The organism is Sphingomonas sp. (genome assembly GCF_019635455.1).
In the GTDB taxonomy this organism is placed as follows: Bacteria; Pseudomonadota; Alphaproteobacteria; order Sphingomonadales; family Sphingomonadaceae; genus Sphingomonas.
The window spans coordinates 1-16,156 of record NZ_JAHBZJ010000014.1 but is presented as its reverse complement, the minus strand read 5'-3'; the positions used below and the strand labels follow the sequence as shown (position 1 = coordinate 16,156).

Genomic DNA, 16,156 nt, shown 5'->3' with positions numbered 1-16,156 from the left:
CCTGGCTTGGCGCGGGCATCGCGGCGATACGCGTGCCGGTCGGGTGCGATCGATGCCCTATACCCGATCCCGACAAATGAAAGAGGCCACCGGGGCCATCTCTGGCACCCGGTGACCTCCGACATGGTCAGCGGCCGGAGAGCTCCAGCCCGGGAGACCATGCGGACCGCGTTCCGCCTGGCGGTGCCGTTGATTGGAGGAGAATACCTCCCGGCACCCTATGGGTGGAAAAACCCCACCCAATGCAGACGATCAGCGGCGCGTCTCCCGAACGAACTGAACCGACCTCACTGCTGAACCATGAGACATCGGATCACCTCCTTTCGCTTGTTGAAACGGCGTGTCCTCGCCTGGACACGGACACACCATGAATCAGTGCGAAGAGCAGAACAAGCCTTGTTTTCGTTCGCGGAATCGGCGAATCATGGAGGTCTGGCGCGCGTTCAGCCGCGACAGTCCTCCACCACCCGCGACACTTCGGCCCAGGCCGGCACCACCAGCGGCGCGAGCGGCGGGGTTTCGACGATGAAGCGGCCGCGGCTGAACCCCATCGCGTCGAGCAGCGTGTCGCCGGCGGCAAGCACCGCGCCGGCGCCAGGCTGGGCGACCAGGCCGCGCAGCGTGCTGGACGTGCGGATCGTCATCGCGCCGGATGCGACGCCCACCCGCTGCAACTGCACCTGTCGCAACGCGCGATCGCAGCGAATGGTGAACACCGGCACCGCGCCGGTCACCCCGAACGCGGCGAGCGATCCGCGCGGATCGGCGCGATACGTCCAGGTGCCGGGCGTCACCGGCCAGTCGCGCCAGTCCCCGGCATAGGGCGACGGCGCCGGGGCGACGGGCGGTGGCGTATAGGTCGGCACCGGCACCGGCGCCGGAGGACGCGGCGCCGGAGCCGGCGTGGTGGCGCATCCGGCGATGAGGATGAACGGAGCGAGGGCGAGGGTGCGGCGCATGGCGCGCCTTATGGGCGAAGCGCCGGCGCGGCTCAACCGTAACCGGTCAATTGAGCGCCGGCGCGATCGTGCTTCTGGGCAACCAGATGCGCAGGCCCAGTCCGCCCCGCGCGGCGTCTCGCGAAATCCGGCCCATGAATTGGCGCCCGATTACCGAATCGACCAGCCGGGTGCCGAACCCTCCCGCCGACCCGTCGCCGCGCGCATCGGGGCCGCCACGCTCCTGCCAGTCGATTTCGATCGCATCGGCCAGATGCTCGACCCGCACCACCACCTCGCCATCGGGACCCGACAGCGCGCCATATTTGACCGCGTTGGTCGCCGCCTCGTGAAAGACGAGCGCGATGCCGGTCGCCGCCGACGCGCTGATCGCCACATCCTCGCCCTCGACGCGGATGCGCTTGCCCTGAACATCGCGATAGGGCGCGAACAACGTATCGAACAGGCGCAGCAACGTCGTTTCCCGCTCACCGGCATGTTCGGGCGGAACCACCAGATCGCTGGCACGCGCCAGCGCGCCCAGCCGGTCCGACAGCGCATTCCACCCGTCCACCTCCCCGTCATTGCGACGGGAAACGTGGACGAGTCCCCCGACGACGGCGAACAGGTTCTTGATCCGGTGCGACAGTTCACGCGCGATCAGCGCGCGCGATTCGACCTCGCGCCGCGCCTCCAGGATCGTCATGACGTTGGCCGCGAGCACCCGCATCGTCCGCGCCTGAACCGGGGTCAGCCCCGCGCGCGGAACGGTGTCGATGACGCATAGCGCGCCCAGCGGCACCCCCGACGAGGTGACGAGCGGCGCGCCGGCATAGAAGCGGATATGCGGATCGCCGGTCACCAGCGCGTTCTGGGCGAAGCGGGGGTCCAGGGTCGCGTCGGGAACCACCATCGTATCGGGCAGGTCCATCGCATGGGCGCAGAACGACACCGAACGCGGCGTTTCGGTCGCATCGAGGCCGGCCCGGCCCAGGAACCGCTGGCGCTCGCTCTCGACCAGGCTGACGAGCACCATCGGCGCGTCGCACAGTTCGCGCAGCAGCGCGACGATGGCATCGAACTCGCCACCGCCATCCCAGCCGCCCAACGCAAGCTCCATCATCGCCTGCGACCGGATCTGCTCATCCGTTAGAGCCAATTATCGCTCCTTACACAACGGCTTAACACGACAATGTGGCCGGGCGCGCAGTGAGAGCAACATTGCACTGCCAGGTCAACCTCGCCCGCCGCGTCCGCCCCCCCATTTGCGTTGCGTCTTGCCGAACCGGGTCTTGCGCGTGCCGGGCTTGCCCTCGTTGCTGCGGCCCATCACCGGCGCGCGATGCTCGCCCGCCGGCAGGCCCAGCTCCTCGGCCTCAAGGCTGCGGATCTCGTCGCGCAGGCGGCCCGCTTCCTCGAACTCCAGATTCGCGGCGGCGTCGCGCATCTTCTTTTCGAGCTCCTCGATATAGGCGCGCAGATTGTGGCCGACCATGTGCTGGGGGCCGTCCTCGATCTCGACCGTCACCTGATCCTTGCTCGCGACATGGGCGATGATGTCGCCGATATTCTTCTTCACCGTCGCCGGGGTGATGCCGTGTTCGGCGTTATACGCCTCCTGCTTCTCGCGCCGTCGCGACGTTTCGTTGAGCGCGCGCTCCATGCTGCCGGTGATCCGGTCGGCATAGAGGATCACCCGCCCCTCGACGTTGCGGGCGGCGCGGCCGATCGTCTGGATGAGCGAGGTTTCGGAGCGCAGGAACCCCTCCTTGTCCGCGTCGAGGATCGCGACGAGGCCGCATTCGGGAATATCCAGCCCCTCGCGCAGCAGGTTGATGCCGATCAGCACGTCGTACACCCCCATGCGCAGGTCGCGGATCAGCTCGATCCGCTCGAGCGTCTCGACGTCGGAATGCATGTAGCGGACCTTGATCCCCGCCTCGTGCATATATTCGGTCAGGTCCTCGGCCATCCGCTTGGTCAGCGTGGTGACGAGCGTGCGATAGCCCATCTCCGCCGTCTTGCGGCATTCGACGATCAGGTCCTGCACCTGCTCCTCGACCGGCTTGATCTCGACCGGCGGGTCGATCAGGCCGGTGGGACGGATCACCTGTTCGCTGAACACGCCGCCGGTCTGCTCCATCTCCCAGCCGCCGGGCGTCGCCGACACGCAGACCGTCTGCGGCCGCATCGCATCCCATTCGTTGAAGCGCAGCGGACGGTTGTCGATGCAGCTGGGCAGGCGGAAACCATATTCGGCCAGCGTGATCTTGCGCCGGTGGTCACCGCGCGCCATCGCGCCGATCTGCGGCACCGTCTGGTGGCTTTCATCGACGAACAGCACCGCGTTTTCGGGGAGATATTCGAACAGCGTGGGCGGCGGCTCGCCGGGCAGGCGGCCGGTGAGGAAGCGGCTGTAATTCTCGATCCCCGCGCACGAGCCGGTGGCGGCGATCATCTCCAGGTCGAAATTGGTGCGCTGCTCCAGCCGCTGCGCCTCCAACAAGCGCCCTTCGGCCTGCAATTCCTTCAGCCGTTCGGCGAGCTCGTGCTTGATCGCCTCCATCGCCTGTTTGAGCGTGGGGCCGGGCGTGACGTGGTGCGAATTGGCATAGACGCGGATCGTATCCAGGCTCGCGACCTTCGATCCGGTCAGCGGGTCGAATTCGGTGATCTCCTCGATATCGTCGCCGAAGAAGCTGATCCGCCAGGCGGTATCCTCATAATGCGACGGGAAGATTTCGAGGCTGTCGCCCCGCACCCGGAAATTCCCGCGGGCGAAGGCGGCGTCGTTGCGCTTGTACTGGAGCGCGACGAGCTTGCGGATGATCTCGCGCTGATCGACCACCTGCCCCTTTTTGAGGTCGAAGATCATCGCCGAATAGGTCTCGACCGATCCGATGCCGTAGAGGCACGACACGGATGCGACGATGATGACGTCGTCGCGTTCGAGCAGCGCGCGCGTCGCCGAGTGGCGCATCCGGTCGATCGCCTCGTTCACCGAGCTTTCCTTCTCGATATACGTGTCGGACCGGGGGACATACGCCTCGGGCTGATAATAGTCGTAATAGCTGACGAAATATTCGACCGCGTTTTCGGGGAAGAAGCTCTTGAACTCGCCATAGAGCTGCGCGGCGAGGATCTTGTTGGGGGCGAGGATCAGCGCGGGGCGCTGAAGGTGATTGATGACGCTCGCCATCGTGAAGGTCTTGCCCGATCCGGTAACGCCCAGCAGCACCTGATCGCGCTCCCCCTCCCGCGCTGCGGCGACGAGCTCCCGAATCGCGGTCGGCTGGTCGCCGGACGGGGCGTAATCGCTGACCAGCCTGAACGCGCGCCCGCCCTCGCTCTTTTCGGGGCGCTGCGGACGATGCGGGACGAAGCTATCCCCGGTTTCCGGTTCGGCGAGGCTGGTACGGATCTGGATCGGCATCGACGTGATATGGGACCTGAAGCTGATCAGACAATCGGTGGCAGATTGCCACAGGATTTGGAACGTAACAAGAACCTTGTCCGAATTCGTCGCCCCAATTCGTCGCCCCAATTCGTCGGTTGTCAAACGGCCGGTCCCGCGCCAGCATCGGCGGAACCATCGGGGGAGAAGCCACTATGCGCCGCACCGTTATCGTCACCACTGCCGCCCTTGCCCTCGCCGCCTGTGGCGGGAGCGAGGTGTCGATCACCAACGCCTCGCCCGAAGAGGTGGCAAAGAAGGTCGATGAAGCCGGCGGCGCGGGATTCAAGCCGGGCGAATGGGAAACGACGGTCGAGACGGTGTCGGTCGATATCCCCGGACTGGACGGCCCGATGGAGGAGCAGATGCGCCAGATCATGCTCAAGAAGAAGCAGGTCGGCAGGCATTGCGTGACGCCCGAACAGGCCAAGTCGCCATCGGCCGAGGTGCTGGCCAACAGCCAGGGCCGCTGTACCTATGAGACGTTCAGGATGGCCGGCGGAAAGATCGACGGCACGCTGGTCTGCGCCTCGCAGGAAATGGGCGGCAAGATGACGATGCGGATGTCGGGCAGCTTTACCGGCACCAGCTTCGCGATCGACAATGCGATGGAATCGCCCGCACCCAATGGCGGCCCGGCGATGAAGATCACTGCGCGCACCACCGGCAAGCGGATCGGCGATTGCCCGGCGGCGAAGGCGGCGACACCCGCTCCCGCCCCTGCGAAAACCGGCGGCTGAGACGGTCAGGCGCGGCGATAGGCCACGCGCCACATCGCCGCGCCGATCGCCGCGCCGACGATCGCCAGCAGGCCGCTGGTCGCGAGCGCGCTGAACCAGCGATAGAGCCACGTCCGGTGATCGGATGGGGGCGCGTCGAACAATCCGAATCCATAGGTCTGCCCGGCGACGAACACGATCATCGCCAGCAGCGCGCCCAGCGCCGCCGCGTGCCACATCCGCCGCAATCCCGACAGATGGAGCACCAGCCACAGCGGCGTGGCGACCGCAGTGATCCCCAGCATCGCAAAGACGGTACCGAGAATCCAGCTCGCCACCAGCGACAGCGCATCGCGCTGCCCTGCCGCGACGACGAGCAGCAGCACGGCCAGCCCGGCCAGCAGCCCCCCCGCACCGAGCGCCAGCCCGGCACGATCCAGCGATGTCTCATAGCTGCGCGATCGTCCGCGCATGGCAGATTCGTTCACCAGGACCCCTCCGGTGCCGACGCCATATCATCGCGCACGCGCTTTGCTCAAGCGTCCGCCACCGCGCCGATACCCGCATCGGGACGCGCGCGGCTATGGGCGGCGCGCGCCGGGACCTGCCACAGACGTGCCTCGCGGCGCGCCGGAAGGCGCATTTTGTGCCACCCGATGCTTGATCGGCATCCCCCGGCGGCGTAGCCGTCGCGGCGATGGCAGCGCTTCCCACCAACGACGCCGATGCCGCCGCCGAACTGGAGCGGCTGGCGCGCGAGATCGCCCGGCACAACCGGCTGTATCACACCGACGACGCGCCGGAGATCAGCGACGCCGACTATGATGCGCTGATGCGTCGCAACACCGCGATCGAGGCCGCGTTTCCGGCGCTGGTACGTGCCGATTCACCATCGAAACTGGTCGGAGCGGCGCCGGCGTCGAACCTGGTAAAGGTGGCGCACGCACGGGCAATGATGAGCCTGGATAACGGCTTTTCGGACGCGGACGTGGTCGACTTCGTCGCGCGCGTCCGCCGGTTCCTGTCGCTGGGCGAGGACGAGCCGGTTACGCTCACCGCCGAGCCAAAGATCGACGGCCTGTCCTGCTCGCTGCGATATGAGGGCCGCAAGCTGGTGCTCGCCGCCACGCGCGGCGACGGACAGGTGGGCGAGAACGTCACCGCAAATGCGCTGACGATCGCCGACATCCCGCGCGTCCTGCCGGACGACGCGCCCGACATTTTCGAGGTGCGCGGCGAGGTCTATATGGCCAAGGCCGACTTCCTGGCGCTCAACGCGCGGCTGGCCGAAGAGGCCGATGCGAGTGGCAAGGAGGCGCGCCAGTTCGCCAATCCCCGCAACGCCGCCGCCGGGTCGCTGCGGCAAAAGGACGCGGCGGTGACCGCGTCACGCCCGCTGCGGTTCCTGACCCATGGCTGGGGCGAGGCGTCGGCGGTGCCGGGCGAGACGCAGCAGGCGGTGATCGCCGCGATCGCCGGATGGGGCTTTCCGGTGTCGCCGCTGTTCATCGCCTGTGCGGACACCGATGCGGCGCTGGCCCAGTATCGCGAAATCGAACGGCAACGCGCCGACCTGCCGTTCGACATTGACGGCGTGGTGTACAAGATCGACCGGCTCGACTGGCAGGCGCGGCTGGGCAGCGTCGGGCGGGCGCCGCGTTGGGCGATCGCGCACAAATTTCCCGCCGAACGCGCCGAGACGACGCTGCGCGAAATCGACATCCAGGTCGGGCGGACCGGCAAGCTGACCCCCGTCGCACGGCTGGAGCCGGTGACGGTCGGCGGGGTCACCGTGACCAATGCGACGCTGCACAATGCCGATGAGATCGGCCGGCTGGGCGTGCGCCCCGGCGACCGGGTGGTGTTGCAGCGCGCCGGCGACGTCATTCCCCAGATCGTCGAGAATCTGACCCGCGATGCGCCGCGCCCCGACTGGCATTTCCCCGTCACCTGCCCCGAATGCGGATCGGAAGCCGTGGCGGAAGAGGGCGAGGTCGATATTCGCTGTACCGGCGGCCTGATCTGTCCGGCGCAGCGGCTGGAACGGCTGCGCCACTTCGTCAGCCGCGGCGCGCTCGACATCGAGGGGCTGGGCGAAAAGACGATCCAGGAATTCCTGGCGCTGGGCTGGATCGCGGAGCCGGCCGACATTTTCCGCCTGGCCGCGCATCGCGACGAGCTGATCGGGCGCGAGGGGTGGAAGGACCGATCGGTCGACAATCTGATCGCCGCGATCGAGGCGAAGCGCGCGCCTGACGCGGCGCGGCTGCTGTTCGGCCTCGGCATCCGGCACATCGGTGCGATCACCGCGCGCGACCTGCTCAAACGCTATGCGACGCTGCCGGCGATCGCCGCACTGGCGGATGAGCTCATCGCGCTGCGCGCTGCGGCGACGCCGGACCCGGAGGAGGAAGCGCAGCGGTTCCGCAACCGGCTGGACAAGGCGATCGCCGAGTTGATCGGGGTGGAGAATGTCGGCGCGGCGGTGGGGCATGCGCTCGCGGACTTCTTTCACGAACCGCACAATCGCAGCGTATGGGCCGACCTGCTGGCACAGGTGTCACCTCCGCCCTTCGCGGTCGAGGCGCGCGAATCGGAGGTGTCGGGCAGGACGGTCGTCTTTACCGGCACGCTCGAATCGATGAGTCGCGACGAAGCGAAGGCGCAGGCGGAGGCGCTGGGCGCGCGGGTTTCGGGTTCGGTATCGGCGAAAACCGATCTGGTCGTGGCCGGCCCGGGCGCCGGATCGAAGCTCAAAAAGGCGGAAGAGCTTGGAATCCGGGTGATTGACGAAGCCGGTTGGGCGGCGATCTTCGCTGCGGCAAAGTGATGCTTTTTTGCAACGCACAATTTGCTTGATTTGACTGTAACATAATCGCAAAGAACCGATCCCATGGGCGGGCGAGTGACGGTGCCTAGACATCGCAATCGCAGGCTTTGAAAGCCGATCCAAGGGGAATAGAATGCGACATTATCTACTCGTTGGCGCAGCTGCGGCTGCGCTTGTGGCGCCGGGTGCGGCGTTCGCGCAGTCGACCGGTTCGGTCGAATTCGACGACACCGAAATCGTCGTCACCGGCCAGTCCGGCCCGGAGCAGGTCGGTGGCATCCAGATCCCCGATCAGCCCAAGCCGAAGGTCGTTCTCGACCAGACCTATATCGCGCGCCAGAATCCGGGCCAGACGATCCTCGACACGATCAACGTGATCCCGGGCGTCAACTTCCAGAACAACGACGCGTACGGCTCGTCGGGCGGCACGCTCACCATGCGCGGCTTCTCGAGCGATCGCATCAGCCTGACCTTCGACGGCGTTCCGCTGAACGATTCGGGCAACTACGCCATCTATTCGAACCAGCAGCTCGACCCGGAAATCATCGAGCAGGTCAATGTCAGCCTGGGCTCGACCGACGTCGACAGCCCGACCGCTTCGGCGACCGGCGGCACGGTGAACTATCGCACCAAGACCCCGGACAAGGATTTCGGCGCGATGCTGTCGGGTTCGGCCGGCGAATACAGCTTCATGCGCATCTTCGGAAAGATCGAGACCGGCGAGATCGGCCCCTGGGGTACGCGCGCGTTCATCTCGGCCTCGACCGCGACGAACGACAACCCGTTCAACAATTACGGCCGCGTCCGCAAGGAACAGTATAACGGCCGCCTGTATCAGCCGATCGGCAGCAATGGCGACTTCGTCTCGATCGCCGGCAACTACAACCAGAACCGCAACAACTTCTTCGGCTCGCTGCCGCTGCGTTGGGACGCGGGCCGCGTCGTCGGTTCCAGCTCGAGCAACCGCTATCCGATGAATGCGGACGAGCGCACCTACAACATCAACTATCCCTGCACGACCAATCAGGCGTCTGGCGCGGGCGCGCAGACCGCCAACAGCTGCGGCACCGAGTTCGACCGCCGCTACAACCCGTCGAACACCGGCAACATCCGCATCAACTCGCGCTTCACCCTGGCTGACGGCCTCGTCCTGACGGTCGATCCGAGCTACCAGTATGTGAAGGCGAATGGCGGCGGCACCGTCACTCTGAACGAGCGCAGCGTCGCGCTCGCCAACGGCCGCGCGGCCGGCACGACCTTCACCGGCGTGCTGAACGCGGGTTCGGGTTCGGGCGCCACGTTCAATCCCAATGGCGGCTTCGGCTATTATGTCGGCCGTGACCTGAACGGCGACGGCGACACGCTCGACACCGTGACCGGCATCGCGCCGAGCCAGACCCGCACCAACCGGTACGGCGTGATCGCGGGCCTGCGCTACGACATCGCCGACGGCCAGGTCGTCCGCCTGACCTACACGCACGACTATGCGAACCACCGTCAGACCGGCCAGGTCGGCCTGCTGAACGCGAATGGCGAGCCGTTCGACGTGTTCCCGGTCAATTCGCCGCTGCTCGACGGCAATGGCCGCGCACTGCAAAAGCGTGACCGCCAGTCGTTCGCGATCCTGGATCAGGTCGCGGGTGAATATCGCGGCGAGTTCGGCGACCTGACCGTCAACCTCGGTCTGCGTGCGCCGTTCTTCAAGCGCAACCTGGACCAGCGCTGCTTCACCATCGCGGCGAACGGCAACGTGTCGTGCGTATATTCGAACGTCGCGGCCTATCAGGCGGCGAACCCGACCTACGCACCGCCGACGAAGCGCAGCTATGACTATAACAAGCTGCTGCCCAGCGTCGGCGTGGTCTATCACGTGACCCCGGACATCAGCGCCTTCGCGAGCTTCGCGCAGGGCCTGTCGGTTCCGGGTACGGACCCGCTGTACAACTCGCTGTACCTGACGACCGCGAATGCGCGTCCGGCGCCGGAAACGACCGACAGCTTCGACGGCGGCCTGCGCTACACCTCGCGGATGGTCCAGGCGTCGATCTCGGGCTACTTCACCAAGTACAACAACCGCCTCGCCTCGGCGTTCGATCCGGTTCTCAACGAGACCGTGTATCGCAACCTCGGCCGCGTGGATAAGTACGGCATCGACGCATCGTTCGCGGTTGCGCCGATGAAGGGCCTGACCTTCTACGCCTTCGGCTCGCTCAACGAGAGCGAGATCAAGGACAATGTCCAGATCGGCACCGGCACCTTCGCCCCGACCAAGGGCAAGAACGAATCGGGCGCGCCGACCTACAGCTATGGCGCGGTCGTCCGCGGTTCGACCGACTGGTTCGACCTCGGCATCACCGCCAAGCGGACCGGTGGTCGTTACATCTACGACACCAACCTCCCGGTGTGCAGCACCGGCCGTTCGGTCGGCACGACCGCGGGCGTGCTGGACAATTGCGGTGGCACCACGGTGTTCGGCGCCAAGGCCCCGGCCTACTGGCTGGTCAACCTCGACGCGCGCGTGCCGCTGAAGTTCGCGGGCCTGGGCGACAAGACCTATCTGCAGCTGAACGTCTACAACCTGTTCGACCAGTTCTATGTCGGCGGTTTCGGCGGCAACCTGGCGCAGACCGGCAGCCCGCCCTTCGTTCAGATCGGCGCGCCGCGCACGATCAGCGGCACCGTCGTGTTCGCCTTCTGATCGAAGCGCCTTCAGGGCAAAACGAAGCCGCCGCTCCGGAAACGGGGCGGCGGTTTTCGTTTGTGGTGGAGCGAGAACCGGCCGCGTCGCGCCGGTGTCAGCCGCCCTCAGCGGCGTGCGGCGAGCGCCGCTGCCTCCGCGCCCGCATCCAGCGGGTCACCGGCCATCATCGCCTGGGCGTCCGCCATCATCGCCGCCGACGATCCGGCCTGACGATAGGCCGTATCCTGCCGTGCGACGTCGCCATAATAGCGCCGCAACGCCCAGTCCTTTCCATCGGCGCAGGCGATGCCGCCCCCGCCGTCCTGCTCGAACGTCCGGCACAGCTGCCCGCCGGCGTCGCGAAAGCTCACGCCGATCCGGATCGGCGCATCGGCCGCCTGGGTCGAGGCGAGCTGGGTGTCGAGTGCATGGGCGACCGCCCCGCGCGCGACCGCGCGCCCATCGCCGAACGCGATATCCCCGCCCCCTGCCCCCGGCGCGACCAGCGGTGCGGCCAGCAGCCCGGCGACCAGACTCGCCGCGACCGCCGCCATCCATAGCGGGCGTTCCCGCGACACCGGACGCGGCGCCAGTCGCGATACCTTTGCCGCATCGCGCACCATCGCCTCCACATGCGGCGGCACCGGCGCGTCGGCGACCGGATCGAACGCGTCGCGCAGCATGCCGGCGAGCGCACGATGATCGGCGACACGCGCGCGCAGTGCGGGATCGTCGGCGATCGCCCGCTCGACCCGTTTCGCCGCGATCGGGTCAAGCTCGCCATCGGCATAGGCCATCAGCGTTTCGGGATCGATCGTCATGCCGCTTCTCCCAATCGGGCCATCAGCGCTTCGCGCCCCCGGGCAAGCCGCGAGGTCAGCGTTCCCATCGGAATGTCCAGAATGTCCGCCGCCTCGCGATAGGCGAACCCTTCGACCAGAACGAGAGCGATCGCCTCACGCTGCTCGGGGGGCAGGGTGCCGAGTGCGCGGCCGACATTGCCCAGCTCGACGGCATCCTCCTGCCCGCCGCCGGTGCCGACCTGCTCGCCGGCTTCGGGCGGGACGAAGGTTTCGCCGCGACGGTTCGTCGCGCGAACGGTATCGATCCACAGATTTCGCATCAATCGGTACATCCAGCTATCCAGTCGCGTTCCCGGCTCCCACTGGTCGCGCCGCATCAGGCCGCGCTCGACCGCCGCCTGCAACAGATCGTCGGCATCCGCGCCATCCCGCGCCAGCGCATGCGCAAAACGGCGCAGGCGCGGAAGGATGCCCAGCAGCTGCGTTTCGAACTGCAAGCCTTGTGTTCCTCCGGGTTCGGGGATGAAACGGATGCCCCCACGCGTTTCATCCAGCATGACGCAGAAAAATTCCTTGTCTAGAATGCGCGTGATGACGCTTCCGCGCTGGATCCGGACGGCGACGGGAGTCGCCCTGCTCGCCCTCGCCGCACCGGGCGGTGCGCAGATCCTGCCGCCGTTGCCCCCGGTCGGCCCGGTGATCGATCGCGCGACCGATTCGCTGCCCGTCGCATCGGCACTTCGCGGCGCGCAGGCGCTGGCGCGCGTGCCGATCGATCGCGCCCGCGATCTGGTGCGTCAGCATCCCGACCGCATCGCCCTCGATCCGGACGGCAACGCGGTCCGTGCGCATGAACTGATCGTGATGGACGCGGACCCGGCGCTGATCGGTGCGGCCGCGCGTCAGGGGTTCGCCCTGATCGAACAGGTGAGGCTGGACGAACTGGGGATCGGCTATGCCCGTTTCCGCACGCCGGCGGGCGCCTCGCTCAAACGGGCGCTCAAGCGGATGCGCGGTATCGCCGGCGATCGCGACGTCTCGACAGACCCGCTGCATTTCGCCAGCGGCGCGACCGGCGCCGCGACGGTTCCGGCGATCACGGCGCCCGCGCCCGGCGGGACCGGCACTGGCGGCGCGATCGGCATCATCGACGGCGGTGTCGCCCCCACAACCCCCGGCCTGACCGCGCAAAAGGGCTTCGCCGCCGGGGGGATCAGGGCGCATGACCATGCGGCGGCGATCGCGTCGATCCTGAGCGGAGGCGCCGGCGTGCGGGCCAGCGCACCGGGCGCGCGGCTGTACGTGGCCGACGTCTATGGTGGCGACCCCGCCGGCGGTAACGCCTCGGCGATCGGGCTGGCGCTCGCCTGGCTGACGCGCGAGAGGGTGCCGGTGGTGGTGGTCAGCCTGGTCGGCCCGCCCAACCCGCTTCTCGGCCGGATCGTCGCTGCGGCGCGACGCACGGGAACCGTGGTGGTCGCCGCGGTCGGCAATGACGGGCCGGCCGCGCCCCCGGCCTACCCCGCCTCCTACCCCCAGGTGATCGCCGTCACCGGTGTGGATGCACGCGGTCGCGCGCTGATCGAGGCGGGCCGGGCGACACGGCTGGACTATGCGGCGCCCGGCGCGGACCTGGTCGCGAGCGATGCCCGGGGCCAGCCACGCACGGTGCGCGGCACGTCGTTCGCCGCGCCGTTCGTCGCCGCGCGGCTGTCCGCGCATCTGGGCGGCGGGATCGATGCCGCGCTCCGCGATCTCGACGGCGAGGCGCGCGACCTGGGCCGCAGGGGCAGGGATCCGGCATTCGGCCGCGGCCTGATCTGCGGCGATTGCGCCACCCGCCCACGCTAGGCGCCAACCGCGACGCCGGGTTCCGACCGTTCGCCCCGACACGGGCGCGGATGCCGCCGCGCCTACAAAAGCCCCGCCGCACGAAAACTCCACCAACCGCCACGCGCCCCCGCGATCCAGTGATCGTGCAGCCGCACCTCCAGCGTGCGCAGCGCATGGGCCAGCCGCGCGGTAACCTCTCGGTCGGCACGGCTCGGCCATGCCTCGCCCGACGGGTGGTTGTGCGCCAGCACCACCGCCGCCGCGCCGAACGCCAGCGCGTCGATCGCGATCCGTCGCACCGACAGATCGACATGGCCGTGTCCGCCGCCGAAATGCCGCGCCCCGCACAGCTGGTCGTGCCGATCGAGATAGGCGATGGCCGCACGCTCGCGCGCCGCCCCGGAAACCCGGACAAGCACCGGCCACGCCGCACCGGCGGCAGAATCCGTCCAATCGAAGGAAATCGTGCGCGACGCCATGGCGTCACCCTTTCGCGCGGGCCGCCCCGGGTCGAGCATAACCATCTCCACGGCGGAAGGATTATCCACCGTTTTGGAGGGGTCGCGCTTGGCGCATCCCGGACGCTTCGCTAGGCTCGGCAACGATGCGGCAATATCTCGACCTCATGGAGCGCGCGCTCGCGCATGGCGCGGTGCAGATGGACCGGACCGGCGTCGGCACGCGCAGCGTGTTCGGCGCGCAGATGCGCTTCGACCTGGCGCAGGGCTTCCCGCTGCTGACGACGAAGAAACTGCATCTCCGCTCGATCATCGTCGAGCTGCTGTGGTTCCTGCGCGGCGACACCAACGTCAAATGGCTCAACGAACGGCGCGTGAGCATCTGGGACGAATGGGCCGACGCACAGGGCGACCTTGGCCCCGTCTACGGGAAGCAGTGGCGCGACTGGGAAGCGCCGGACGGCCGCCATATCGACCAGATCGCCGAACTGATCGACCAGCTGCGGACCGCCCCCGCCTCCCGCCGGATGATCGTTTCGGCGTGGAATCCGGGTGAGCTGGGCGCGATGGCGCTCGCGCCCTGCCATTGCCTGTTCCAGTGCCATGTCGCGAATGGCCGGCTGTCGCTCCAGCTGTACCAGCGCAGCGCCGACATCTTTCTGGGCGTGCCCTTCTTTTCCGGCATAGCGCCGACCTATCACTGAATGAATGCCTCCTAAAATGGGACTCTGGTCGGCAATAGCGTTATTGTCGATGAATGATGTTCCGTTTATGATCCGGTCACTGTGCTGAAAAGGATCGTATTAGGAACAGCTGAAAAGCTGAGTTGAATTGGGCGCGCTGGATTGCTTGTCATGCACCAAAACCGCGTCCCGATATCAGTGTGCAGAAAAGGGTCGTAGCATGAAGTTTGGATACATGCGGGTCTCAACGCCCGATCAGGTCACCGACCATCAGCGCGACAGCCTAACTGCTGCGGGCGTCGACGAAGATCGGCTGTATTCCGACATAGGATCGGGCGCACGCTTCGACCGGCCTGGCCTCCATGCCATGCTGAAAGCGATGCGCGACGGAGATCAACTCGTCGTGGCGAGCCTCGACCGAGTTGGCCGTTCGACCAAGGACCTGCTGGCCACGGTCGACGAACTCGCTCGCCGTGGGATCGAATTCGTCTCGCTGCGCGAGAAGATCGATACGAGCACAGCCACGGGGAAGCTGACGCTCACGATCTTCGCGGCCATCGCGGCGTTCGAACGCGAGCTCCTCGCCGAGCGCACCCGCGCGGGCCTCACCGCGGCCAGGGCACGGGGACGCAGAGGAGGCCGGCCTAGAGCATTGAAGCCTTCGGACATCCGGCTCGCAAGAACCATGCTCGCCGACAACAGGGTGACGGTGACGGAAGTCGCGGCTCATTTTCAGATCGGCAGGAACACGCTCTATCGAGCACTGAACAGGGAGAACGCGAAGTGATCAGCCAAGAGCAGCAGTATCTCGATCTCATGCAGGCCGTGCTTGAGCGCGGCGACGAGCGGATTGACAGGACCGGCGTTGGCACCCGTTCCCTGTTCGGGACGACCCTCCGGTTTGATCTAAGCGACGGCTCAGCGCCCATCATCACGACGAAGCGCGTCTATTGGAAAACCGCCGTCAAGGAGATGCTTTGGTTCCTCACTGGTGGCACGAACATCCAGGCCCTGCTGCGTGACAACGTGCGCATTTGGACCGACTGGCCGCTGGACCGATACCGGCGGGAGACCGGTGAGAACGTGAGCCAGGAGGCCTTCGAGAAACGCATCGTCGAGGACGACGAATTTGCCGGCCAATGGGGCGAGCTTGGACCGGTATACGGAAAGCAGTGGCGACGGTGGCAAGGACCTGACGGCCGTGAATACGACCAGATCGCAGAAGTTGTGCGGCAACTGCGTGAGAGCCCCGCGAGCCGGCGCATTCTGTTCCACGGGTGGAACGTCCCGGAAATTAGCAGCATGGCGCTCCCGCCATGTCACATGGTTTACCAGTTTCACGTGACGACTGGAGGGAAACTCAACTGTTTGCTCTTCCAGCGATCCTGCGATCTGCTGCTTGGGGCTCCGTTCAACTATGTGGGAGCGACCGCGCTCCAGCTCATGCTCGCCCAGCAGGCCGGACTGCAGCCCGGCGAACTCGTCTGGATGGGTGGCGACGTCCATCTTTACATGAACCATCTCGACCAAGCGCACGAGCAGATATCGCGGGCCCCGCGGGCGCTTCCCCGCATGTCGCTCGGGGCGGCGCCTTCGTCGATCGACGGATACACGATCGATGACTTCACGGTGGAGGGATATGATCCGCATCCCGCCATCAAGGCCGACGTGGCGGTGTGACATGTCGGATGCCGCATCACGAGGGCGACGGGCATCCCCGGCGTCCGACGCACGTGTCGTTGAGATGCGTGCTTGGCT

The 16,156-nt window shown here is 67.0% G+C and carries 13 protein-coding genes and 1 pseudogene; 7 read left to right on the top strand and 7 right to left on the bottom strand.

What is annotated here, in order from left to right:
* Positions 1–443: 443 nt before the first annotated feature.
* The 3 genes from KF783_RS14860 to uvrB form a co-directional block, all read right to left on the bottom strand.
* Positions 444–959 (bottom strand): hypothetical protein, encoded by a 516-nt coding sequence (locus tag KF783_RS14860; protein WP_294080709.1) that lies wholly within the window; start codon positions 957–959, stop codon positions 444–446.
* Positions 960–1,005: 46 nt separating this feature from the next.
* Positions 1,006–2,097 carry a GAF domain-containing protein gene (locus KF783_RS14855; RefSeq protein WP_294080707.1) on the bottom strand — a complete coding sequence of 364 codons (1,092 nt, stop codon included), beginning with the start codon at positions 2,095–2,097 and terminating at the stop codon, positions 1,006–1,008.
* A gap of 75 nt (positions 2,098–2,172) precedes the next feature.
* Complete coding sequence (gene uvrB / locus KF783_RS14850; protein WP_294080705.1) at positions 2,173–4,371, bottom strand: excinuclease ABC subunit UvrB; 2,199 nt, start codon at positions 4,369–4,371, stop codon at positions 2,173–2,175.
* Positions 4,372–4,547: 176 nt separating this feature from the next.
* Between uvrB and KF783_RS14845 the strand changes: the two genes are divergently transcribed.
* Positions 4,548–5,132 (top strand): DUF3617 domain-containing protein, encoded by a 585-nt coding sequence (locus tag KF783_RS14845; RefSeq protein WP_294080703.1) that lies wholly within the window; start codon positions 4,548–4,550, stop codon positions 5,130–5,132.
* 5 nt (positions 5,133–5,137) lie between these two features.
* Here the strand turns inward: KF783_RS14845 and KF783_RS14840 are convergent, their stop codons facing one another.
* A complete protein-coding gene (locus KF783_RS14840; protein WP_294080701.1) occupies positions 5,138–5,599 on the bottom strand; it encodes a hypothetical protein in 462 nt (153 codons plus the stop codon).
* Positions 5,600–5,808: 209 nt separating this feature from the next.
* On the opposite strand from KF783_RS14840, the gene ligA reads away from it, so the two are divergent.
* Both ligA and KF783_RS14830 read left to right on the top strand, forming a co-directional pair.
* Positions 5,809–7,941: an NAD-dependent DNA ligase LigA gene (ligA, locus tag KF783_RS14835; protein ID WP_294080699.1), complete on the top strand. Its 2,133-nt coding sequence runs from the start codon at positions 5,809–5,811 to the stop codon at positions 7,939–7,941.
* Positions 7,942–8,074: 133 nt separating this feature from the next.
* The gene (locus KF783_RS14830) at positions 8,075–10,639 is read left to right on the top strand and encodes a TonB-dependent receptor (RefSeq protein ID WP_294080697.1); all 2,565 of its coding nucleotides are present in this window, start codon (positions 8,075–8,077) and stop codon (positions 10,637–10,639) included.
* Positions 10,640–10,746: 107 nt separating this feature from the next.
* On the opposite strand, the gene KF783_RS14825 is transcribed toward KF783_RS14830, so the two are convergent.
* Together KF783_RS14825 and KF783_RS14820 are read right to left on the bottom strand one after the other, a co-directional pair.
* Positions 10,747–11,442: an anti-sigma factor gene (locus KF783_RS14825; protein ID WP_294080696.1), complete on the bottom strand. Its 696-nt coding sequence runs from the start codon at positions 11,440–11,442 to the stop codon at positions 10,747–10,749.
* Entirely contained in the window at positions 11,439–11,921 is a 483-nt protein-coding gene (locus KF783_RS14820) for a sigma-70 family RNA polymerase sigma factor (RefSeq protein WP_294080695.1), read from the bottom strand. Before KF783_RS14820 ends, KF783_RS14825 begins: the two co-directional genes overlap by 4 nt.
* A gap of 94 nt (positions 11,922–12,015) precedes the next feature.
* On the opposite strand from KF783_RS14820, the gene KF783_RS14815 reads away from it, so the two are divergent.
* Positions 12,016–13,275 carry a S8 family serine peptidase gene (locus KF783_RS14815; protein WP_294080693.1) on the top strand — a complete coding sequence of 420 codons (1,260 nt, stop codon included), beginning with the start codon at positions 12,016–12,018 and terminating at the stop codon, positions 13,273–13,275.
* A gap of 62 nt (positions 13,276–13,337) precedes the next feature.
* Here the strand turns inward: KF783_RS14815 and KF783_RS14810 are convergent, their stop codons facing one another.
* Complete coding sequence (locus KF783_RS14810; protein ID WP_294080692.1) at positions 13,338–13,736, bottom strand: JAB domain-containing protein; 399 nt, start codon at positions 13,734–13,736, stop codon at positions 13,338–13,340.
* A gap of 125 nt (positions 13,737–13,861) precedes the next feature.
* Between KF783_RS14810 and thyA the strand changes: the two are divergent.
* The 3 genes and pseudogenes from thyA to KF783_RS14795 all read left to right on the top strand — a co-directional run.
* Positions 13,862–14,389, top strand: a pseudogene (gene thyA / locus KF783_RS14805) (thymidylate synthase); the annotation flags it as partial.
* Between the two features lie 229 nt (positions 14,390–14,618).
* Positions 14,619–15,185 (top strand): recombinase family protein, encoded by a 567-nt coding sequence (locus KF783_RS14800; RefSeq protein ID WP_294080690.1) that lies wholly within the window; start codon positions 14,619–14,621, stop codon positions 15,183–15,185.
* Complete coding sequence (locus KF783_RS14795) at positions 15,182–16,078, top strand: thymidylate synthase (protein WP_294080688.1); 897 nt, start codon at positions 15,182–15,184, stop codon at positions 16,076–16,078. Before KF783_RS14800 ends, KF783_RS14795 begins: the two co-directional genes overlap by 4 nt.
* Positions 16,079–16,156: the final 78 nt, after the last annotated feature.

Excerpts from the sequence above, each read along its gene's own strand:
- KF783_RS14800 (WP_294080690.1), top strand. The coding sequence starts at position 14,619 with ATGAAGTTTGGATACATGCGGGTCTCAACGCCCGATCAGGTCACCGAC.
- KF783_RS14810 (WP_294080692.1), bottom strand. The coding sequence starts at position 13,736 with ATGGCGTCGCGCACGATTTCCTTCGATTGGACGGATTCTGCCGCCGGT.
- KF783_RS14860 (WP_294080709.1), bottom strand. The coding sequence starts at position 959 with ATGCGCCGCACCCTCGCCCTCGCTCCGTTCATCCTCATCGCCGGATGC.
- uvrB (WP_294080705.1), bottom strand. The coding sequence starts at position 4,371 with ATGCCGATCCAGATCCGTACCAGCCTCGCCGAACCGGAAACCGGGGAT.
- KF783_RS14815 (WP_294080693.1), top strand. The coding sequence starts at position 12,016 with ATGACGCTTCCGCGCTGGATCCGGACGGCGACGGGAGTCGCCCTGCTC.
- KF783_RS14845 (WP_294080703.1), top strand. The coding sequence starts at position 4,548 with ATGCGCCGCACCGTTATCGTCACCACTGCCGCCCTTGCCCTCGCCGCC.
- KF783_RS14830 (WP_294080697.1), top strand. The coding sequence starts at position 8,075 with ATGCGACATTATCTACTCGTTGGCGCAGCTGCGGCTGCGCTTGTGGCG.
- KF783_RS14825 (WP_294080696.1), bottom strand. The coding sequence starts at position 11,442 with ATGACGATCGATCCCGAAACGCTGATGGCCTATGCCGATGGCGAGCTT.
- ligA (WP_294080699.1), top strand. The coding sequence starts at position 5,809 with ATGGCAGCGCTTCCCACCAACGACGCCGATGCCGCCGCCGAACTGGAG.